The 21,405-nt window shown below is 48.6% G+C and carries 22 protein-coding genes, 1 tRNA gene and 1 pseudogene; 1 reads left to right on the top strand and 23 read right to left on the bottom strand.

Annotated features, from left to right (window positions below):
- Positions 1 to 37: 37 nt before the first annotated feature.
- The 22 genes from LJD32_RS04330 to LJD32_RS04220 form a co-directional block, all read right to left on the bottom strand.
- Positions 38 to 1,150 carry a DUF4366 domain-containing protein gene (locus tag LJD32_RS04330; RefSeq protein ID WP_173725466.1) on the bottom strand — a complete coding sequence of 371 codons (1,113 nt, stop codon included), beginning with the start codon at positions 1,148 to 1,150 and terminating at the stop codon, positions 38 to 40.
- Positions 1,140 to 1,385 carry a DUF4315 family protein gene (locus LJD32_RS04325; RefSeq protein WP_025577937.1) on the bottom strand — a complete coding sequence of 82 codons (246 nt, stop codon included), beginning with the start codon at positions 1,383 to 1,385 and terminating at the stop codon, positions 1,140 to 1,142. Before LJD32_RS04325 ends, LJD32_RS04330 begins: the two co-directional genes overlap by 11 nt.
- Before the next feature lie 18 nt (positions 1,386 to 1,403).
- Entirely contained in the window at positions 1,404 to 4,082 is a 2,679-nt protein-coding gene (locus LJD32_RS15460) for a CD1108 family mobile element protein (protein ID WP_173725468.1), read from the bottom strand.
- 33 nt (positions 4,083 to 4,115) lie between these two features.
- Positions 4,116 to 6,551, bottom strand: a complete 2,436-nt coding sequence (locus LJD32_RS04310) for a VirB4-like conjugal transfer ATPase, CD1110 family (RefSeq protein ID WP_373130278.1) — start codon at positions 6,549 to 6,551, stop codon at positions 4,116 to 4,118.
- Positions 6,490 to 6,924, bottom strand: coding sequence for a PrgI family protein (locus tag LJD32_RS04305; protein WP_005361092.1), 435 nt, complete (start codon positions 6,922 to 6,924; stop codon positions 6,490 to 6,492). Before LJD32_RS04305 ends, LJD32_RS04310 begins: the two co-directional genes overlap by 62 nt.
- A 36-nt stretch (positions 6,925 to 6,960) precedes the next feature.
- Complete coding sequence (locus LJD32_RS04300; RefSeq protein ID WP_217780176.1) at positions 6,961 to 7,701, bottom strand: hypothetical protein; 741 nt, start codon at positions 7,699 to 7,701, stop codon at positions 6,961 to 6,963.
- Between the two features lie 2 nt (positions 7,702 to 7,703).
- Positions 7,704 to 8,261: an MT-A70 family methyltransferase gene (locus tag LJD32_RS04295; protein WP_173726314.1), complete on the bottom strand. Its 558-nt coding sequence runs from the start codon at positions 8,259 to 8,261 to the stop codon at positions 7,704 to 7,706.
- A complete protein-coding gene (locus LJD32_RS04290; RefSeq protein WP_064785871.1) occupies positions 8,261 to 8,713 on the bottom strand; it encodes a SpoVG family protein in 453 nt (150 codons plus the stop codon). The genes LJD32_RS04295 and LJD32_RS04290 overlap by 1 nt, the downstream gene beginning before the upstream one ends.
- A 38-nt stretch (positions 8,714 to 8,751) precedes the next feature.
- Positions 8,752 to 9,615, bottom strand: coding sequence for a VirB6/TrbL-like conjugal transfer protein, CD1112 family (locus LJD32_RS04285; protein WP_005361084.1), 864 nt, complete (start codon positions 9,613 to 9,615; stop codon positions 8,752 to 8,754).
- Between the two features lie 10 nt (positions 9,616 to 9,625).
- A complete protein-coding gene (locus LJD32_RS04280) occupies positions 9,626 to 9,841 on the bottom strand; it encodes a Maff2 family mobile element protein (protein ID WP_005361081.1) in 216 nt (71 codons plus the stop codon).
- 243 nt (positions 9,842 to 10,084) lie between these two features.
- On the bottom strand, positions 10,085 to 11,929 hold the full coding sequence (locus LJD32_RS04275; protein ID WP_005361076.1) for a VirD4-like conjugal transfer protein, CD1115 family: 1,845 nt from the start codon (positions 11,927 to 11,929) through the stop codon (positions 10,085 to 10,087).
- Entirely contained in the window at positions 11,926 to 12,402 is a 477-nt protein-coding gene (locus LJD32_RS04270) for a PcfB family protein (RefSeq protein ID WP_005361074.1), read from the bottom strand. The genes LJD32_RS04275 and LJD32_RS04270 overlap by 4 nt, the downstream gene beginning before the upstream one ends.
- Before the next feature lie 45 nt (positions 12,403 to 12,447).
- Positions 12,448 to 13,263: a hypothetical protein gene (locus LJD32_RS04265; RefSeq protein WP_005361071.1), complete on the bottom strand. Its 816-nt coding sequence runs from the start codon at positions 13,261 to 13,263 to the stop codon at positions 12,448 to 12,450.
- A gap of 17 nt (positions 13,264 to 13,280) precedes the next feature.
- Positions 13,281 to 13,697: a DUF3846 domain-containing protein gene (locus LJD32_RS04260; RefSeq protein WP_005361068.1), complete on the bottom strand. Its 417-nt coding sequence runs from the start codon at positions 13,695 to 13,697 to the stop codon at positions 13,281 to 13,283.
- Positions 13,694 to 14,524, bottom strand: a complete 831-nt coding sequence (locus tag LJD32_RS04255) for a hypothetical protein (RefSeq protein WP_040446570.1) — start codon at positions 14,522 to 14,524, stop codon at positions 13,694 to 13,696. The genes LJD32_RS04260 and LJD32_RS04255 overlap by 4 nt, the downstream gene beginning before the upstream one ends.
- An 18-nt stretch (positions 14,525 to 14,542) precedes the next feature.
- Entirely contained in the window at positions 14,543 to 16,558 is a 2,016-nt protein-coding gene (locus tag LJD32_RS04250) for an LPD1 domain-containing protein (protein ID WP_226897047.1), read from the bottom strand.
- Between the two features lie 39 nt (positions 16,559 to 16,597).
- Positions 16,598 to 17,500, bottom strand: coding sequence for a hypothetical protein (locus tag LJD32_RS04245; RefSeq protein ID WP_040446567.1), 903 nt, complete (start codon positions 17,498 to 17,500; stop codon positions 16,598 to 16,600).
- Positions 17,501 to 17,582: 82 nt separating this feature from the next.
- Complete coding sequence (locus tag LJD32_RS04240; RefSeq protein ID WP_005361060.1) at positions 17,583 to 17,864, bottom strand: helix-turn-helix domain-containing protein; 282 nt, start codon at positions 17,862 to 17,864, stop codon at positions 17,583 to 17,585.
- 32 nt (positions 17,865 to 17,896) lie between these two features.
- The gene (locus LJD32_RS04235) at positions 17,897 to 18,121 is read right to left on the bottom strand and encodes a hypothetical protein (protein ID WP_005361058.1); all 225 of its coding nucleotides are present in this window, start codon (positions 18,119 to 18,121) and stop codon (positions 17,897 to 17,899) included.
- Positions 18,122 to 18,134: 13 nt separating this feature from the next.
- Positions 18,135 to 19,115 (bottom strand): DUF3991 domain-containing protein, encoded by a 981-nt coding sequence (locus tag LJD32_RS04230; RefSeq protein WP_067536870.1) that lies wholly within the window; start codon positions 19,113 to 19,115, stop codon positions 18,135 to 18,137.
- A gap of 77 nt (positions 19,116 to 19,192) precedes the next feature.
- Positions 19,193 to 20,065, bottom strand: a complete 873-nt coding sequence (locus LJD32_RS04225; RefSeq protein WP_005361053.1) for a DUF6017 domain-containing protein — start codon at positions 20,063 to 20,065, stop codon at positions 19,193 to 19,195.
- Positions 20,066 to 20,094: 29 nt separating this feature from the next.
- Positions 20,095 to 20,616: a DUF5720 family protein gene (locus tag LJD32_RS04220; protein WP_005361050.1), complete on the bottom strand. Its 522-nt coding sequence runs from the start codon at positions 20,614 to 20,616 to the stop codon at positions 20,095 to 20,097.
- 269 nt (positions 20,617 to 20,885) lie between these two features.
- Between LJD32_RS04220 and LJD32_RS15455 the strand changes: the two are divergent.
- Positions 20,886 to 21,047 (top strand): annotated as a pseudogene (locus LJD32_RS15455) (site-specific integrase); the annotation flags it as partial.
- A gap of 139 nt (positions 21,048 to 21,186) precedes the next feature.
- On the opposite strand, the gene LJD32_RS04215 reads toward LJD32_RS15455, so the two are convergent.
- Positions 21,187 to 21,263: transfer RNA gene (locus tag LJD32_RS04215), tRNA-Arg, on the bottom strand.
- Positions 21,264 to 21,405: the final 142 nt, after the last annotated feature.

The following is a 21,405-nucleotide window of genomic DNA, read 5'->3' as shown; positions in this document are numbered from 1 at the left end:
AAAAATCCTCACTTTCATAAAATCTAAAAGGACAGCCTTATTTGCTGTCCTTGTCGTCAAAATCATCCTCGGAAAGATATTCCGGTTCCCCGTATGCCTCATCCGGGTCAAAGCCTTCGCCATAACCGTCATCCTCAAATTCCGCATCGTCCTCGGCCTGCTGTTTCGGACGCACGATTTTTACATAGTAACCGATCCCACCGACCGCAAGTAAGGCAGCAAGGATAAACAGGATCGTGCCGACGCTGCCGGTTTCTTTCTTCGGCTTTTCCGGTTCTGCCGGTTTTTCAGTTTCCGCCGGCTTTTCTTTTCCTTTGCAGCCATTTAAGTCATTTTTGCAGACCGGACAGCCGGTATTAACCTTTCCTGCCTCACATTTTTCTGTGCAGTTACAGCTTTCTTCCTGAGGGATCATGCTCATGCTGCCATTGTTCTTTTCTGCAAGCGCCATCAGGTCGGACTCTGTGACGCCGTTTAAGAAGTAGACATTGTTATCTTCCCGTTTCCCATCGATCACCAGATAAAAAACATTGCCCGCGTCCGTAGTGATGGTGTAAAACTGTTTTTCCCCATCCGTACCGCTGATGTTGTCCTGTACCGTTCCGGTGCCTTCCGGGGTAAATGCACCTTCCGGGACCGCAGAAGTATTTTCCTGCTGTCCGGTACTGTTATCTGAACCGGAAGAATTTCCGCCGCCGGAAGGAGTTGCAACGTTTGAGCCGGAAGGTTTTTCTTCCTTAGGCGGTTTTGTCTGTGTACCGGACGGACTCTGGGGTGCTGCCACAGCAGGTTTCTTTTCAGGAGCCGGTTCTTTGTAATACGGATTATCCAGCTTTACCGCATCAGAACGGTTTCCTGCATAATCCTTTGCGTATATGCTTACCTGTTTTTCTGTTCCTGCATAATCTTTTAGTGCAACCGACGCTTTCCCGTCGGTGAGGGAATTGATACGGTTTTCATCAACAAAGACTGCCTCCACACCAGAGAGATCGTCACTGCTTTCTATTTTCAGGGTATCGCCCTCCAGGGAAGCAGTCAGTGTTGGCGGTGTGGTGTCTTTGGAACCGCCGGCATGAGCCGTTACAGGTAATGCGCTGACACTTACAAGAAGCGTAAGCGCCAGCATCAGGGAAAGTTTTTTAAGCCTCATGCACATCCTCCTTCTCCTGCGGTAAAACAGTTTCCGAAGGGGCCGCCTGCTGTGATTTCAAAAAATCCGCAAGCTGCTGGGGCGTCAGTTTGAAACTGCGCGCCACCGCCACATAATCGGTATTTTCCAACTCCGTTTTCTGTTCCTCCAGCTTATGGAGCTTTGCCTGCATTTCCGCAATCTTTGTTTTGGTCTTTTCAATTTCCTTTTCCAGTTTTTCAATTTTAGGATTCAATTTATTACCTCCAATCTGTTAAGGCAGACGCCCAAATGTATAAAAATGCTGCTGCCAGTAGCTTGTATTGATGTTGGCATAAGAGATCGGGTCTCCGCAGTGGATCATCATTCCATTTCCTACATAGATCCCTACATGGCTTGCACCGCTGGTATTGTAGGTCCCCTGGAAGAAGATCAGGTCGCCCGGTTTTGCATCTGCGCTTGATACCGGCGTACATACACCTAAAAGACCGTCCGCAGTCAGCCTTCCAAAATTCCAGCCGACGCCGCAGTTGTTGATCACCCAGGACACATAGCCGGAACAGTCAAAGGAAGTGGAAGGGCTTGCGCCTCCCCATACATACGGATAGCCAAGATATTTTTCCGCCTCGGCCATCATTGCGGCAAACTGTTCATCCGCAAGGGCTTCCGGTGGAATGTCATAATCGAAGTAGTTTCCTGTGCCGCCTGAACCAACTTCCGGCAGGTGCCGTTCGCTGGTATCGCCGGTATCAGCAAAATACAGGGGATTCAAATACTGGCCGTCAACCAGAACTTCTAAGTGCAGGTGGGGACCGGTGGAATTTCCGGTATTCCCGACCTTTGCGATCACATCCCCGGCTTTGACCTCCTGCCCGGCAGAAACAAGGATCTGGGAACAGTGCCCGTATTTGGTCGTCAGGGTATGTCCTTCGTATGCCTCGCCTTCAATGGCGACACATAAGCCATAACCGCCGGCATTTCCCGCAAGGGTGACCGTTCCGTCATGCCCGGCAAGGATCTCTGTGCCCTCCGGCATCCCGATGTCCACACCGGTGTGATAGTTCTTTTCCCCACTGATGGGATGTACCCGGTAGCCGTAGTAGCTGGTCACATAAGGGAGCCAGTTGGTGCCAAAGACATTTTTGACATACTGGCGGTTTCCTTTTGTCTGCAGCAGGATCTCGCAGATCTCTTTCTGGTCTGCGTTCATCCGGGAAACGACCAGGTTTTCCAAAGGTGTGACCGTGAGCTTGACATTTAAGATGCGCCATTCATAAGGCACTTCCTCCTGGGTTTCTTCCCCGGTTTCCGGGTCAACGGAAGTTTCTGTGCGATAACGGATCTCGGTTTCTTCTGAAAAGGACAGGGTATATTGTTCCTGGAAAAGCTGCCGCAGCACGCTTTCCACTTCATCGTAAGTAAATCCCTGATAAGCAGAAGTCAGATACCCCATCAGCACATACGGGTCATGCTCGATCGCACCCAGGTTATACCGGTATTCGTCATAGCCGGGGCGGTCTGATTCCACCCTGTCTATTTCCATTTGCAAATCTGTTTCCCACTCGGTATAGGTAAGCTCCGCCTGATTGATGTCCTGATCGTCTGCGAGATAGGTAGAAGCAGCCAGACTTCCCAGACCACCGGTTCCAATATTGGAGAATGTGGAAAACAGGGACATGATCAGGAAAATTACCAAAAGGAGAAGCAGGAGGACAAGGCAGATCACAGGGTGCCGTTTGACCGCATGGACAATACCGACGCTGACCCTCTCTGTTGCGACTGCGGCATTTTTTGCCTGTTTCCCGGCTTCATGGGCAGCCTTGGCATACTGCCTTTTCAGTTTTTGTTTCTGCCATATCCGGGCAATCGCATGTTTCTTCAGCTCCGGGTGGTCGCTAAGAGCCTGCCGGTAAGCAAGTCTTGCGTTGGCCTTTGCTGATTTTTTCTGTAATTTCGCTGCCTTTCGGTAGGGGGCAGTTTTATGCCGGTGATATGCCGTGCGAAGCCCCGCCTCGCCCACAAGTTCAGAGCGGTGGGCTGCCTTGATCCCCACATTTTCATCCTCTGCATCATAAATCTTTTTATGAGCGTAACCAATAGCAGTATTGGCGCCCGCCTTGACCGGACGCAGGGGTACAGGTCCTTTTACATGGGCCTTTTGGGATTTAACCTCCTTTTCAAATTTTAAGTGTTTTTTGGCTTTTCCGGTCTCCGGGTCGGAAACCGTCTCCATGCGCAGTTTCTTCCGGGCCGGCAGACGATTTTGCGCCTGCTCTGCTTTTTGTGCAGTCCGTTCCGCCTTCCGTCTTGCATGGGTGAGCTTTTTATCCTTTGTCTCCGGCGGCAGTTCATCCGCAGTAAATTCCAGCTTGGATGTTTTCGGCGGTTCGCTATCCACACCCTTTTCCTTTTGTGCTGCCTGTTCCTCCGCCTGTGCCGCTTCCTGAAAACGCTGCTGATATTTGTTCCCATGCTGATGTGTCCGGTAACGATGTTCCTGACCGGATCTGTCTGTGCCGCTCGGTGGGGCTGTTCCTTCAGAAGAAGGTGCATATTGTCCGGTATCATGGTCTGTCACATCCTCTGTTACAAGAGAACGCCTGGAAACCTCCTGCCGGAAATTGCTTCGCCCGTTTTCCTGTATCGGGGGCTCTATCCTGGCAGCCTCCGGCGTCTCAAAGTGATCCGAAAAAACATCCAAAGCGGCTGCATAAGCCTCGCCCTGTTCCAGCAAGGACGCCGGTGTTTCCGGTGATAGCTGGGAAAATTCCGTCTGTACAGGGATGTCCTGCCTGTGTGTCTTGCCGTTGACAGAAGAAGGGGTGTCCCGTGCCCTGCGCAGGTCAAAATCCTGTTCGGTCTGCCTGGCTGCCGGCTGATCCTCCCCGTGGGAATCACGCACCGGCATCCGGGTATCTTTACGCTTCCTTTGAAATTCCCTGTCGTGTGCCATTGTTCTCACCTCCGATCCATTTTAATTTTTGCCTCATGCTTTGGTCCCCGCCACTTCATCCGGTCTTGTGGTAAGCACGCTGTACAAGAGTGTGTCCTTCGGGAAGTGGTCCACAAAGGGGATGATCACATTTCCAAAGAACAAAAGCCCCTCGCCGGGACCGGAATGGGTCACATACGAAAGTTGGTGCGGGGAGATCCCCAACTGCTTTGCCAAAATCTGACGGTCTCCCTGGGCCTGGTTGAGCATATAGATAAAGTCCGAGTTCTCAAAAATATTTTCGATCTCACGGGAAGCCAGAAGGTCCTTGACATTCTGCGTTAAACCTGATGGGATTCCGCCCCATTTACGGAAGCGTTTCCAGATCTCCACGCTGAAACTTCCTGTCTGCCCTTTCAAAAGAAGATGGAATTCGTCGATATAGAACCAGGTTGTTTTATGTTTGGAGCGATTGGCCGTGACACGGTTCCACACCGCATCCTGCATGATCAAAAGCCCGATTTCCTTTAAGGCTTTTCCCAGTGACTTAAGCTGGAAACACAGTACCCGGTGTTGATCCATCTGGATATTGGAACGGTGGTTGAACACGTTAAGGGAACCATTGACATAGATTTCCAGTGCCGTTGCGATATTCTGTGCTTCCGGTTCAGACTGTTTCAAAAGCAGCTCGTAAAGATCGCCTAAGATCGGCATATTTTCCGGGCATGGGTTCTGCAGGTATTCCCGGTACACCAGTCTGGTACAACGGTCGATGATCGTCCTTTCAATAGGGGAAAGCCCTTCTTTGCCGCCGATGATAAGGTCGCACAGCGACAGGATAAAATCACTTTTCAAAGTAATTGGGTTTTCATCATCGGAATAGTCCAGATTGATGTCCATCGGGTTGATGTAGTTCGTGGAAGTAGGAGAAATATCAATGACCTGCCCCTGGGAACCGAACTGCTGTACCAGCGGCCCATACTCATTTTCCGGGTCAGCGATAATGATGTCGTCCTCCGTCAGAAGAAACACATTGACGATCTCACGCTTGGCAGAGAAAGATTTACCGCTTCCTGGGGTACCGAGAAACAGCCCATTGGGATTTTTCAGCGTTTTTCTGTTCGCCATGATCAGGTTATTGGAAAGGGCGTTCAGACCGTAATACAACGCCTCGCCCTCCTGGAACAATTCACAGGTGGTAAACGGTACAAAGATCGCTGTGCTGCTGGTCGTAAGCCCGCGCTCAATTTCAATCTGGTTCGTGCCAAGAGCAAGCGAGGACATAAGCCCCTGTTCCTGTTGGTAATCCAGCCGTTTTAAGGCACAGTTGTATTTCTGTGCCACACCCGAAGCGGCAAAAATATCATTAAACAGCTTCTGACGTTTGGCAGCGATATTTTCCACCAGTACCGTCACAAGGAACATGCGCTCATTGCGGCTCTGTAAATCCTGCAAAAGATTTTTGGCTTCCTCTCCATAGGTGGCAAGGTCGGTGGGAATGATGTCCATGTCATACCCGGATCGGACCGCTTTCTTTTGTTCCTCAATGGTCATTTTCTGCAGGTCCGACATTTTACGCTTGATGTTTCGGATCGCCTGCGCCTGGTCGATAGACTGGATATGCAGGTTGACGGTCACGGCGTCGTTTAAGTCAAGAAGATCCGCTAAAAGCCGGTCGGTAAGCTCCGGCGCCAAAATCTGCAAAAAGGAGACAGCACCGGAATGGTCGCCTACCCGGAATGTCTTTCCATCCTTTGAAAAAGACAGCCCGGATGGGGAAATGAAGTCTTTGGTAGAAAGACCAGTCTTAGGCAGATCCGACCACTGGAAATGAAACTTTTCCTGACCGTCCGGGTGAAGCTGGCTGTGAAGAAGTTCCAGACGTTCCAGTCCGTTTAAGGATCTCGCCTGAACTCCCAGGGTCTTGAAATTTGCCAGCACATCCGTTTCAATGCGTTCCAGACGCATTTTCGCAGTACGCAGGTCATCTGCCTCGATTCCAAAGGTAATGTATTTGCGTTTGGTGAGACCGTTATTTCCTTTCTGCAACTGGTTCTTTAACATATCCCCGTATTCCCTGCGGATTCCGTCATACTCGTCGCCGCGGGGAGGGATGTCAATGCTTCTGGTAAAATCCTGCATATTGGCCCGCTGGTTGATAAAGGTAAGCTGCACATGGATCGAGGCATCGAAGTAATTTAAGAAATCGCAGTAACCCTCGAAGATCTGTGCTTTATCATCTGCCTGTGCAAGCTGATAGTTAATATCAAAAAACTGCACCGTTTTGGTGTAAAGGGTATCAGTCAGCCGGCAGATCCCATCCCGGTACATTTCACGGTAGGGGATGCTCTGCTGGACCGTCTGCGGGGCATCTGCTTTCAGCCCGGCAAAAAAGCCGCCTTTTTTAGACGGCTTGGAACGGGCAGACTTAGTTTTGCCCTGCTTTGCATCGGCTCTGGTCTTTTTGGCCTGCCTGATATTTTTTTGCAGACGCTTTTCCTGAGCTTCCTGCTGCTTGTTTTTTGGCAATCTTTGTAACCTCCTTCTTTGACATAGATTTATACAGGTTATCCGTCCTGTATGGACGGTCCTTCGGCCAGAGCTTATAACGGAGCCGGTTCTTCAAGATCTTTTCTGCCGGCTGCCCGTCACGCTCATACATGGCGAAGAAGAAAAAGGGCATCATCAGCCCGATCATCAAAAGTACAGCCGCCGAATTGCCGATCGCCCCGCGGGTAAAGAAATACACCGGAAGGCCGACAAGTCCGGCAAGGCTGAAACAAATAAGCTGGCGCTTCGTCAGATTGAAGGCCAGCTTAGTCTTAACTTTGGTTAAATCCTTTGGTACAGGTACATAAGGCATCTATACACCTCCCATCGTAATATAATTTCCGGCCCATTACCGTGCACCGAAATCGCGTACCGGTTTCTCCGCAGCCGGACATTCCCGCACTTCCTGAGCCGCATTTTGCAGCCGTGCCAGGACAGAAACAGCCGGCTCTCTCTGACACAGGTATTCCTGGCTGTCTCGGATTCCGGCAATATTTTCCCGAATATCCATATCCACGTCGAACACATCTGAAACCGGCATAAGCCAACGGTCTGCAAAGTATTTCAAAGGATTCTCAAGCGCCAGCACATCATCCAGCATTTCATCCCTGAACTCAAACTTTGTTGTCAGATAGGAATACGCCTCCTGCATGGCTGTAATTTCAGCAGCTTTTTCAATTAAGGATTCCTTATCTCTTGACATAAGGCTTTCCCTGTAAGCAAAGTAATTCTGTCCCAGCCGTTTCATCAGGAGCGTATATTTGTCCTGTGCGGAAGGTTCGCTTGTGAAATGTTCAAATTTTTGCTCTGCATCAATTTCTTTGAGAAGATCGCAGATCGGGAAACTGTGTTCATGGTTATTTTCTTCCCAACACCATCGGGCTACATCCAACGGGTCCTGAAAAGAAAGAAGCGCCTCTACTTCCGCCGGAGTAAATACATGCTCAACCTTCAGATAATAGTGGAGTTCCGAAAGTCCCTGTAACTCGTAAATACTGCCGATGTTCTGTGCATCCAGCATATCCGCATGAACCTTCAAACACTCGTCCAGCCGTTCCATAAGCAGCCGCTTTGCATCTTGTTCTATCAAAATCACCCCTTTCGCTCCGGCATAGTCAGCGTACAGTTCACTTCATTGCCCCATACATCCCAGCCGGGTGTCTTTTGTCTTGCAAACAGTTCCACTCTGGGCTGATCGCCCATGAGTTTTACGATCTTATCCCGCACCTCGTCCGGTTTCTTGCTGTGCTGCTCAATATGGGAGATCACAAACTGATGGATTCCCGCACATTGGCGTTTCGGACGGCCTCTGGTTGCCAGCAGGCAGACCTCCGCGTTTGAGCGGGTCCAAAAGCCCATGCCATAAAACCAGCTATCCGCTTTCCGGTTCTGTTTGAGCCATAGAAAAGCCAGCGTTTTATATTTGAATCCCCAGGCATCGATCACCCGGAAGGCTTCATTGAGCTGCGGGAAGGTCGCCCACAGAAAAAGGGCACTGTCTTTTGCGGCAAGTTCCGATACCGGCAGGGCACAGATTTCTTCAATGCTCATTGTGGGGTAATGGTTTTCCGCAACGCCGCTTCCATGTTTCCTGTCATAATGCCAGGGCGGATCGGCATAGATAATGCCGTACTTTTTCGTTTCCGGCATTAGCGAGCCTGCTCATTCTTAGATGGGGCAGGTTTAGTCGGCTGTTCTTTGACCTTACCGGCATTTTCCTTCAATGCACCGGTCAGGGAAGGCTTTTCCGCAGCTCCCTTTGTTGCTTCAAGAGTTGCCTGCAAATTTTCAATAGCCTGCCCGTACCCATCGATCAGGGCATCGTTGAGCTGCTTGCGGAACTCTGCCGTAACCGGCCAGCAGACATCTTTCCAGTTGCCTCCCTTATCCTGGGTTGCGGGCATATTGACATACAGCCCCTTTTCACTGGAACAGATACGGAAGCCGTCAATCTTAAAGCATCCGCCAATCGTAACATTGGCAAACGCCAGCAGGTTTCCCATTGGGGCGATCGGACGCACGCGGACATCCAGCTTCATGCCGTTTGCCATTTCCGGCGTCTGTGTCTCCGGCGCCATTTTTTCTGTATTGGTTTTACTCATATATAAAATCCTCCTTTTTAGAATTGGTTTTGTTCATGCTATCTTGCATTAAATATGGATTTGGATAACGAACCTGTCTTAAACAGGGCAAAAGCCAGCAGTACCGTATAACCCGCCGTTCCCCAGATCGCGCCGTGCACGTCGCCGGACGATGGGATAGACTGGACCAGCACTGCATAAATGGCAACACAGATCAGGATCAAAAAACCCTGAAAACCCAGGGCAAAAAGGGAACGCAGATACCCGGTTCCCATTTGTCCCCATTCCCGGTTTGCCATTGTGGAAAACGGGATCGGTGCAAGGCTCACGGTTAAATAAATCTCGATCATACGGCCATATACAATGACAAAGATCACGATGGACAGTACCCACATACACAGATTGATGATGTTGGTTTCCAGCCACAATCCAATCAGTTCCCACATTCCCATTGCTTCAAGCTGGGTTTCCAGGTCAGACAATGCCGCCTGCACATCCAGGTTCCCGTTTATGACACCGGCACTTTGCGACACCACATTTTGGGCCACATCAAAGACCGCCATCACAATCGTAAAACAGTTGGTGAGCAGGTAAGTGGCAACAAAAGTCTTGAAAATCCACTTGAAGATGTTGAATGTATCGAATTCGTGCATGTTGTTCTTTTCGAGAATCATCTGGATCAGTTCATACACCAGAACAAAGGTAAGGATCATGCCCGCAATGGGAATGACGACGGTTTCCGAAAGATTCTGGATCATGGAAAACACGCCGCCATTCCAGCCCTGCGGGGTCTGTCCTACCTGATTTGCCACATCCGCAACCTGGTTGTTGACGGAGTTGAAAATACTGGTGTACTGTCCGGTGATCGCATCGATCAGGCCCTCTTTAATCCAGTCTGTTATCCATTCAAACAGACTGCCCATAAGTCAGCCCTTAACCGAACAGGCCGGAAAGCAGCGGGATCAGCGTTGCACCAACCAGAGCGATACCTCCGCCTGCCATAAGCTGCTTGATCCCCTGGGATTTTGCACCTGGGTTATCATTTCCGTAACCTTCGAGAAGGTTTACAACACCCCATGCGCCCAGACCTGCGCCCAGGGCGATCACAAGGATCTTCAAAGTATCAATCGCGCTTGCAAAAAATGCCATAATGTTCCTCCTTTAATTTCAGAAATTTAATTTGTGATATGGCCGTATCAGGCCGGAAACAAAAAAAGCCGCCGCACTGTTTTTAGAAAAAATCTGTTTCAAACAGCACGGCGGCATGGGGCAGGAAAAATCCTGCGGTTATTTACTTTTCAGGGAGAATCACGAATCCTCAAAAAATCCTCCTTTCATCGTGACAAAAACAAAGCCTGCCAGGGCGTCATGCTTTGACAGGCAGGAACAACTTTATAAAGTCTGGGAAGCCAGATCTTCGGCTGTGACTTCATAATTGCGGTATCGTTCACCGGGACGCATCGGCATCCGGGTAGAAAGAAACTTTTCGATATTAAAAGCGTTCTTCTCATTAAAATCGGAAAGCAGTTTGTAATTTGGGTGTTTGGTTATATCGTATTTCCGGGAGAGGAACGGCCGCACACCCCTGATCTGCAACAGACATTTACCCCCGTCCATGACTGCCAGTTCATCCACCGACATCAGATCCTTTCCCAGCTTTTGAAAATTTTGTCCGTGGGATTCCTGATTGCCCTTTGTGACACTGGTGTTATACAGGTCGATGGTCTCTTTCCCCAATAGGGAGTTCCAGCTTTTTAAGGTGGTTTCTTCTTTGCCTCCTAAGAAAAGGGAGGCGTCACAGTTACCGATGATGGTGTCCATGTTGTCTTTATACAGGGCTTTGAGCTGGCTTTGCGCCTGCAGCACCAGGCAGGCAGAGATCTCACGGCTTCGGATGGTCGCCATAAGACGCTCCAGGTTCGGGATCTGCCCGATATTTGCCGCCTCGTCGATCAGGCAGCGCACATGGATGGGAAGCCTTCCACCATATACATCATCCGCCCGCTCACACAAGCGGTTAAACAAAATGGAATAGATCAGACTGATCAAAAATGCAAAGGTCCCGTCCGTATCACTCATAATAAGGAAAAGAGCAGTCCGTTCATCTCCCAGCATATCCAGATCCAGTTCGTCATACATGGTAATTTCCCTGACTTCTTTAATGTCAAAAGGAGCCAGTCTGGAAGCACAGGAAATAAGGATCGACTTGGCTGTTTTTCCGGCAGCGAGCTTATATTTCTTATATTGACGCAGGGCAAAATGATCCGGGTCTTTCTGTTCCAGCGCGTCAAAGAGAAGGTCAACGGCATTTTTGAACGACTCATCATCCTCACGGACTTCCATTGCGTTCAGCATTTCTACCAGTGTGGCAAAATTCTGTTCGTTTGCCGGAGCCTCATAATAGATATATCCGATCAGTGCCGTATAGAGCAGGGTTTCTGCCTTGACCCAGAAATCGTCTCCGGCTTTTCCTTCGCCTTTGGTATTGGCGATTAGGGTAGTGACGATCTTCAGAATATCTTTCTCGGAATGAATGTAGGCGAACGGGTTAAAGTGCATACTTTTCTGGAAATTGATCGTATTGAATACCCGTATTTTATAGGACTCATAGATGATCTTTCCTTTTTCATTACGCACAGGCTTTCCGTCCTTGTCCAGCTTTGGTGTGCCTCGCTGCAACATCTTTCCGCATTCCACAAGGACTGTACCTTTCGGATCGGTGACGACGTAGGAACTGTGCATTTGCATCAGATTGGGCTTGATGAAAAAGCGCGTTTTTCCCGAACCTGATCCTCCGACTACCAGTACATTTTTATTTCTTGCATTGGCCGGATTTTTGGGCCTTCCGTTTAACATCAGTCCTTCACTTTGGGTAAGAATGATATTGTTTTCCGGATTTGGGTCCATAAACGGGGCAATATCGGCTTTATTTCCCCATCTTGCAGAACCATATTCCACATTTTTGCGGTATTTCTTAGCGTCTTTCCCTCTAAGATAGACTGCCAGCCGCATAATGGCTGCACCGCAGAAACCGATCAGCCAGTCCATTGCCGCCCCCGGCCACATACTCTGAAACGCAAGGGCAAAGCCTTCGGACAGTCCTAACAGCTTTTGGGAAGCGTCTGCTCCGGGAGCCAGCCGCACCGCTTCGCCCAGCTTGGCAAATACCAGAAGGAACAGAACATAAGGCAGATGGAGAATGACCTGTTTTTTCAATGTTTCTGCATCAATCTTCATCGTTCCGGTCCTCCGTGTTCTTTGTTCTTTACACGGTCACGGCCAAGCGACTGTGCCAGTTCTTTGAACTTATGAAGCTGTATAAGCAGCGACGGTCTGGTGCTGCGTGTAAGGTCTTTCTTTGTATATTCCTTAAAAGCTGCCGTCAGTGCATCCGCCTGGTTTGCCTTGAAATATACCGTCCATTTTGGGGGATCGGTCCCAAGTTCCTTTTCTATATGGTAGCGTACCTGATGTTTTCTGGCATACCGTTCAAAAGAGCGGATTCGCCCTGAAACTTCAATGGTATTGGCTCCGGGGTCTTTATAAGTCAGCCGCTTCATGCTGTTGCGCCCGACTTTTGGCATTGTGCGTTCCTGTTCCATCTTTTGGAGTACCGCAGCAATAGCCGCACGCAGTACCCGCCCTGACAGTTTTGCTGCCTGTATAGAAACAGAAACCGTTCGTTGTTCGAGTTCTTCCTGCAAGAGCATCCTCCTTTCTGATAAAATCGGTATTTATAATATGGAAATAACTTTTTACCGGCTTTCCCCAAGAACCTGCTGTCGGGAAGCGTGTTCAAAGGCTTTTGCTGCCTGATCGACCTGAATTTTAGCATGTTTCAAAAGCGTCTTGATGATCGTAGCCGGGCGTTCCTGTTCCTCCAGATGATCGACCATCCCTTTGCACTCATCCGGGAGGTATGCCGCCATATCTTTCAACACATCGGAAAAGTTACCCATAAAGCCCCAGCAGCTATCCGACAGCTCCCCGTTTTTATAAAGCTCAAACCCATAACATTCGCCACGCAGATAGGAATCATAAGCGGCGACTTCGCTGCGCATCAGTGCGTCCGCTTTCTGCCGGATGGCGCCGGTCATCTTGTCAGCGTCAAATTCCTTTAGGGCATCTTCTTTGGAAACATAGATCCAGCCGACCTGTCCGCTGTCCCATTCTGCATGAGGAGCCCTGCCTGAGAAACTTTCTGTACTCATGGCAAGACCTGAGTGGTCGTAGAGATAGAGGGGGAGCATCAGATACTTTTCCGAAATTACTTTCTGCATTGCTTCATCGATCGCCCGTTCCTCTGTCTTTGGTCCATGCCGGAAACGGCTGCTTACAATGTTTACCATCCGTTCATAGCGTTTCATGCCGGCTTCATCATGTCCTACGGTATCTAAATACATTTCCCGCAGGAAGTCATCTTTGTCCATATGGTTGTGATGGTCGCCCAGCGCATAGCGGGGATGAAAGCATACCATCGTCCCAAAATGTTCATCTACCTCACGGGGAGAGATCAGAATATCGTCCGGCTGCACCATAAGGGCATAAGGTTCATTTACTGCCATTAACATAATGGGCTCCTTTCTTTCTACAAATCCGGGCCGGAATGGTGCATCATCGGTTTTTCCCGGTGCTCATTGGTTGCAGGCTGCTTGACTGCAATGATCTCGCCGGCAAGCCTTGCAAATTTTTCAGGGTACTTAAACTGCTCCCCATATTTCTCCATCAGATCCGGGGAAAGGTCTGTAAAATTTTCCTCGCCAAGACCAACGATCAGAAAATTCCCGGACACAATATCATAGATGTGGCCGTCATCGTCAAAGAGAGCTCGGTTCAAAGGCAGCCCCATCAGCTTGCCTTCTTCATTGCAGATCAGAGCCACCGGGTCCTCATACGGATAGACCGCCTGAATATCTCCGCCCACTGCCGCCTGCAAGGATTTCAGACCACTTTCGATCTCCGCAGCATAAGGGGACTTGCCCGGCTCTACCATTAACACTTTCATAATTGTATATCCTCCTTCTTTTTCATTGCCGTACCGGGAGTGGTTGGCGTTTTTTCCTGAGTTTTTGCCACAGAGAGCTTCCCCAGGACGGAAGGCTTCTCCTGGTTTTCGGGTGTAAAAATACCGCCCTCCGAAACCTCGGCGGCGGCATGTTCCGTTTTGGCCTGTTCCAGTCCTTCAACCGTATAGCCAGGTAAAAGAGTACCGTGAACCATAAAATGGTGCTCATATTCTTTCGGGATCGGCGGGGAAATTTCCGTGAATAAATGGGAATAGGCTTTCTTTCGCCCGTCCAGGTATTTTATGGCTGCGTTCTTATCTGTATATCGTTTCTGGTTTTGTCCGGCAATCTTTGCTCCATATCCCTGCTTCGGGGAATGAATACGGACTTCCCATGTCACATACCAGGCAATCGGAACACTCTGTTTGGTTTCTCTGTCATATTTCGTATCTTCCCAAATACTGCAGGTCATCTGATAGACCCGGTTGCTGATTTTCTGATCCGCCCTCCAGTTATCGGTGTCTTTCCACTGGTTGCCGGTATGTTCAATCTCCGGTGTACGAAGATATTCCAAAGCCCGGTTGATCGTCTGTGTTGCCGCTGCCTGCTGTTCCCATTGTTTTGCAGCAGCCACCACGATTTCATAGGCTTTCTGCTCCCCGTCGATACTTCCCTGGCGCATGGCTTCCAGGCTATCTATTCCCATTGTGATCAGAGTAGAAATATCCACATTTTCACAAACTACGCTGTGTTCAATTTTAAGCTCTGATCCCGGCGTCAAGTGGTCGCCATACCGGTAGGCATGATAATCTTTATTTTCTTCCAAAATGCTGTTCACCTCCTGCTATATTTCCGGCTCGTGGTTTTTTCTGGAAAACGTCTGTGCCGGTGATTTTTTATCTGCCGGCCTGTTTGCCGCAAGCTGATCCATCACGGAAGGACGGCCGACGCCGAACATGGATAGCTGCCCGTCCGCCGCCTCACGAAGTTCAGAAACAGAGAGGGGAAGCGTTACATCGGCATGGGTCAATAGCTGTTCCCGTTTCAAATCCTGAATGATCTCGTCAAAAACAGCGTTGATTGCACGGCGTTCTTCCCCCACAGGGAAGGCTTTCAATACCTCCATTTCTCCGTCTTTACCGGAAACCAGGGTAAGGGCACAGTCGGCATGGCCTGCCAGATAATCCGATGTGTAGGGCAGTTTGTCCTTGATATAACAGGCAAAGGCTCTGGCTGTCATTTCCACATTGCTGTCCCAATAACCGCCGTCTTTTTCACATTCTTTTCCCATGCGTACCGAATTACGGTAAAAATCAGTTTCCGTCCGTCCAATCTGCGGAGCTTCCTGCGCCTGCATCCCGGAAAGCATACGCTCAAAAATTTCCAGCCGTTCCCGTTCACTTTTGGGAATTACCCGGCCGGTAACATTCTTCTTAAATGCGCTGATCTGTTCCACAGAGCCGGGTTCGCCGGACAAAAATGCTTCCCGCAAGACTGCGTAGGTTTCCATCTGTTCCTCATTGCCATACCGTTTCAGGGAGGCAAGAACCGAGGAATCCAGCCAGCTTGCCGCATTTTTCCGGGTGCGTTCTGTTTGTGCTTCCGTGCGCTTTGCTGCCTGTTCCGGTGTTTCCGGTTTATACTTCATGGTGTCAATGAGTTTTTGGAACGGCGCATAGAGGTGGGGCTGTTCTGACAGCATCCCTTTTGCTCTCATCTTTGTACCAAGATAATCGTCAAGTCCATGCCACCATTCATGTGCCAGGGAACCGGCCCCGTGCATTTTTGTAAGATTGATGACTGTACGCAAAGGTTCATAATGAGCTGCAGCATTGCCGCTGCCTCTTGCACCAAAAGCGATAGCAAGTGTTCCCTGATAAGCAATATCTTTATCGCTGATCTTAAGGGCTGACGCCAGATCCTTTAGTGCTTCAAATCCCATGTTAAGGGAGGTCTGCCGGTCGTTCTGGTTCATCCAGTTTCCAAACTCACCGCCGCGGAACCCAAAGGTATCAAGATAATGCTGTCCGGTGATCTCCACGCCATTCCGATAATCCGGTCCGGTACGTTTGACATGGGCAAGCTGTGGAGGGACAAAACGGATCTTTCCGTTTTTGTTCCTGCCTTTGGCAAGTTCCTGCACCCATTTCAGGGCAGCTTCTTTGGTCCCAAAATTGGTCCGCAGGATCGAATAGCCTTTTGTCACATAGTAGGTACCGGGTTTCCAGTCCCCATTTTTAGAATAGGTCTGTTTCCCGTCGTTGAAGTGGATCGCATAACCTTTCGGTATTTTCTGCTCTTTGGAAACACAAAACTGTTCCTTTTTTGCTTCCTGAGTAAAGTTGCGCTCAAAATATTCAGCTGAGCGGATCAGCATGGTATTGGACAATTTGTTTGTGATCACGGGATTGTCCTGTCCCTTTTTCGTTGCCCGGTAATGGATTCCGCTTCCCCAGCCCTGTACCTTTTCTAAATATCCATTGTCAACGAAAAAGCGGTCATAGGCTCTCACAGCATCCTCCACAGTACGGACATCTGAAAGCACTGTCTGCAATTCCCGGACTGTTTTTATATATTCCTTTTGTCTCGCGGTCCGTGTTTCCGGGGTGTCATCCGTGCGGTAATACTGAGGGGAAGCGTTTAAGCCGTCTCTTGCTTTTTTAATAAAATAGACCACGCCAAGAGGAATCCCTTCCTCCAGCATGGCTGCATAGTCCGGCTTTTTCCAAACATTATCCTTTTTCACAAATTTTTCGGCTTCGCGCTCATTCATGGCTTCCAGATCATCTGCATACAGCCCGCGGTCTTTCCACAGGTCTTTTTTCGCACCGCCGATCTTTTCGCCGAAATCTTCATGCACTCCTGCCAATCTTCATCACCTCCAGTCAGTGTAAAATTCTTATCGCTCCGGGGCAGGGCGGCGTTCTTCGTTTTTGTGAAGTTGTGGGAGGTTTCCTGTGAGCCGGTCAGTTTCCCTGCGGATCAGTTTGTCCAGAGCGCCTAAATCCTCCGGTGCAATGGCAAACTCCCGGTAATTTTCATACCACAGGCCCGTAGAGATTGCCGCGATGGGCGCAATTTTCTCCGAACCGGATGGAAGAAGGCGATACACAGGGGCTTCGTCATAAAGAAGCATCTGCTTTGCCGTTCCCTGTGGTATGCGGTACTTATCCATATCCGGGTTCTGGGCTGCCTCCATATATTGCATATTCAGGCGTTCTTCTAAATCCTGGGGCATATAACGAAATGCCTGATCCATCCACTGTCTGAACATCGTGGAATAGTGGTACTGCCATTCCGTAACTTGATTCGGGGCATAAGAAAATCCCCAACTTTTCAGAGCATCTTTTTCGTAAAGCTCCATTTCAGTCCATTCTTTCAGGCTGACCGTAGCCGCTGAACCATCTTTGCGTTCAATATTGACGCCGCAGGGATAGAGGATATTTCTTTTTATATCCTGCCGCAGCGTGTCTAAATCCATCATCAGGACATCTCCGTACAAGTGACCGCCCTCGCTCCGATCCGTATGAAACAGGAAAGCCCTCGCTCCGATGAACTCCGTTGTTAAGATCATTTGATGAAGATCCGCCGTAGAACAATAAGCAAATAAGGCGTCGGAAAGCCACATGTGATTTTTCCCCATGATGGCAATGGAATCAGCCCCGGTATTTGTTGCCAGAGAACGCATATTGAATTCGCATTCTCTAAGAAAATCTCCGGCAAAAATATGGAGTTCATACGCAAAGACGGATAAGTCTGTATCGCGGATCAAATGAATCTGCGGTAGTGGTTCCTGATTCAATCAAATTCCTCCTTTCATGTGAAGCAGCTCTTTGACCTGCTCATTTTCCGCAAACGGCTGGCTATCTGTCCCCGCCATTTAATCAATCCCTCCCATCTGCCGGTAGCTGCCCGCCGGCAATCTTGCCGACAATCTCCGGACCGGTTTCATAAATCTGCATGAGGCGTTTTGCTGTGCCGCAAGGCTGTGCAGCTCCGCTGGTCCAAAGACGCACTGTGGATGGGGCAACATTCATCAAAAGCGCAAAGCCCTTTTCGTTCATGTCCAGCTTTTTCATCAGCGATTTAACCATATCGGGGCCGTAGTCTGGACACCGGGAAGCCTCGGCAATCATCTGCAAAGCGGTATTTTCAATTTTTTTCATTTTCAAATCCTCCTGTTATTTGTTTTCCAGCCTTATGCCGGGGCAAAGCTGATCTGGTTGTGTTTCATCCTTTTGGCAAAGTCCGGCATCGAATAATTTACCCCGTCAATTTCTGCATGGGTGTCATCCAGACGATGACAAACAGCAAAGTGCCTGTCCCCGTTTCCATAGAACAGGCAGAGTAAACCATTGTCGGGAATGGAAAACAGCGCTTTTCCGGCGCTGTCTGTAAAGCAGATATGTTGAGATCCATTCATGTTGAAATCCTCCCTAAATTGAAACAGCCGCCTCTTTTGGGCGGCGTTGGTGCTGGCTGGTTTGCAGTTGTTCCCGAACCAGCAGCAATTTCTCATTGTAATCTTTTCCCATCCGGGGAGGGTTGACACTTACCCGGATATGACGGAAACGTTTATCCTCGTGAAGCATGGTCTTGATTTTCCGGGCATTGACAAATCCGGCAAGGTCGTGGTCCATATAAAGGGTAACACGCCGTATCTCCGGGTGGCGTTCCAGGAAAGAAGTCAGCGCCACATGGGAAGTACCGCCCAAAGACAAGCGATAACCATTCCATTTCCATCCCTCCAGCTCTTGAAGTGTCGCATGGGAAAGCGCATCAATAGGAGCTTCAAAGACTGCCACATGCCGGCTGCCCGGACTTTGCGGGGGATAACAAAAGTTATATCCTTTGTCGCTGCCATAGACATCCTTTTTGAGATTGCCGCTGATACTGCGCATACAGGCAAACTTCGCTTTCCCGGAATCATCTTTCCCAACAAACACACAAACCGGTTCTCCATGATACCGGGCTTCGTAAAAAATCCCGGCTTGTAAACACTGGCGAATGACTTCTGAGCTGATCCCCCGTTTCTGCAAATAGAAGACCGCAGCGGTCGCGCAACGTCTGGCCCAGGGGAGAGCGAATGTTTTCTTTTCCGGCTCTTTTGATACCTGTATTTCTGCCGTACTTCGGTAAGCCGGTTCCTGTGGGATTTCGCCACCTACCAGAGCATGAACCGCATCCACAAGACCATATCCCCGAATCTGGATCAGGTAGTCCAGCGCATTGATACTCCGTCCGCGGCTGTTCCAGTACCAGTACCTTTTCCCGGTCACATATACCAGACTGTCATGCTCCTTATGCCGGAAATTAGGTCCATCCTGTTTCAGCACGCCGGGTTCATGGAATTGCAGGTAAGTAAACAAGTCAGCTTCCCGCGCTGCCTGAATCTGTTCTTTGGTTACGCCGGGCATAGTACCGGCACAGTGTTTCTTTTCATTGTGCTTTGCCTCCTTCCTGTGATGAAATGAAAAAAGACACCCAAAGGTGCCTAACAGCCGTACAGGTCGTGATTGACCTCGGCACGGTAATAGCTGTCCATTGTAGCCGGGGCATTATACAGCGCCGCCAGCAGATACGCTTTGATGTTTCCGACCTTCGTTGTGTTCTTGTCGATACAGTCAAAGACATACTCTAAGTGGCCGGAATTGATCTTCAGGAACCGGCTCTTGACGATTTCCCTCGGAAAATCATCTCCGGCAATGCGAATGTAAGGGCGTTTCGACAAAATCACTTCAAGCATAAGTTCAAGGGCTTCATCCAAACGTTCCCTGCCATACCGTAAGACCAGTAAGTCATATTCAATATTTTCTTTGATGATTTCACGATAGGCTTCTATCAGCTCTATCCGATCCATCCCATCCGTGCGGTTTGCCGCTTCCGGCTCTGCCGGATAGATTGATGGATAAGTTATTGATTTATCTTTTTTTGATTTTTTTGTTTTTAATGGATTAGTATTTAATTGTGCCGGATTTTCCTGTTCAGGTTCCGCCTGTTTAGGTTTTGCCTGTTCTGGTTTTACCTGTCTTGGATTTTCCCGTTTAGGTGAAAGCCCTGTGTTTTCGGTACTTACAGGCTGCTCATGGATCGTATATTCAATGTCTCCCAACTGCCCGTTATCATAGCGGAGGCGCTGTCTGGTGAGATAACCATGCCGCTCCAGTTCCTTCAGGGCAGTAGTGATAGAATCCACACCATCCTTGCAGATATGGGCGAGTCCCTTTGTGGTATAATCCCAATCTTCCGGCAGCGACAACATAAGTGATAAAAGCCCCTTTGCCTTTAAGGACAACTCCGTATTGCGCAGATGGTGATTGCTCATTATCGTAAAGTCCTTTGTTTTCTCTACACGGAATACTGCCATTGTACCGCCTCCTTTCTTCGACTATTCCGTTACAAGGCATGATCCCTGCGGTCATAATGGAGATGACCGTCAGAGACCTTCGCATGGTTTTTCAGTTTCACTTCGCCCCGTTCCTGGCTCTCTAAAAATTTCTGATAGCCGGCATCTGTAAGGAACAAGCGCATCTTATCGCCTTTGTCGCCAACAGGGGAATCGTAAGACAATACATCAAAGACGATCATGTGCTTTACTTCTGGATCAAAGCGTTCAAGTGCCATGATGTCATGCCCCTTCAATTTTTCTGCCCCTGATTGTTGTCTGGCCTCGGCGATCTTTTCTCCAATCGTCCGGGCTGGATAGGGCAGACGGTAATTCTTCTGAATATCTTTTACCAAGTCCATGCACTCTGCATTTGACAGAACACGAAGTTTTGCCATAAGACCTTCTGCCGCCTCCCGCTGTTCGGAATTATTTGAATACCGCACGGTCATATAAAGTTCATTCAGGATCTTTGTCTGATAATCGCCCTCCACTTGAAAGAGCAGCTTTTTTTCCATTTCGTTTAATTCCATGTGGATCTCCTTTCTCTCGAAAATGAGTATGAAAAAAGGGCGTCCACCTATAAAAGTGAAACGCCCACGGCAACCAGCGGTCAGACATAAAGCCGGACCGCTGGCACTATTAAATTTTGTCGTTAATAAAACAGCCTCCTTTTTTCTTTATAGTTTTCGTCAATTTTCAACTTGGAAAAGGAATTGAATAAAAGACGACAAACGCTCAAACCCCTTGAAAATAAAGGCTTTTTCTGTTTGTCGTTATTATACCGTAACGGCATACTCACGCATCTTTACTTTTATTTGCTGGGGTATCGATTGCAAGTGTAGCAAGAAGATTAGGACATTCTAGTATGAATACGACACAAAAAACGTATTTACATATTATACAAGAATTAGAAAATAGGGATGTTGATCTTGTTATGAGATCATTGTCAGGATTAAGTTAAAAAATAAATGTGGTCCACAAATATAATTGAATAATTTATAAAAATAACAAAATAGTAAAAATAGAATCCAGAGATATTTATCTCTGGATTAAACGTTTGTATAAAATAAAAAACAACCCAGAGGTTGTTGTTTATTAAATGGCGTCCACGAAGGGATTCGAACCCCTGACCGCACGCTTAGAAGGCGTGTGCTCTATCCAGCTGAGCTACGTAGACATTGCTTACTTTCAACTGCTCATATATATTAGCATGAATATGAAATGATTGCAATAAAAAATTACAATTTTTTTTAAAATTTATATTTCCTGTATTGTAAAATGAAACTGGAATTAAGGAATTGATAACAAGGGGCATGCCC

It is taken from the genome of Faecalibacillus sp. TM498 (assembly GCF_020589955.1).
GTDB lineage: Bacteria > Bacillota_I > Bacilli_A > Erysipelotrichales > Coprobacillaceae > Faecalibacillus > Faecalibacillus intestinalis.
Note: the sequence above shows the minus strand (reverse complement) of the source record. Positions and strands in the feature narration are given on the sequence as shown.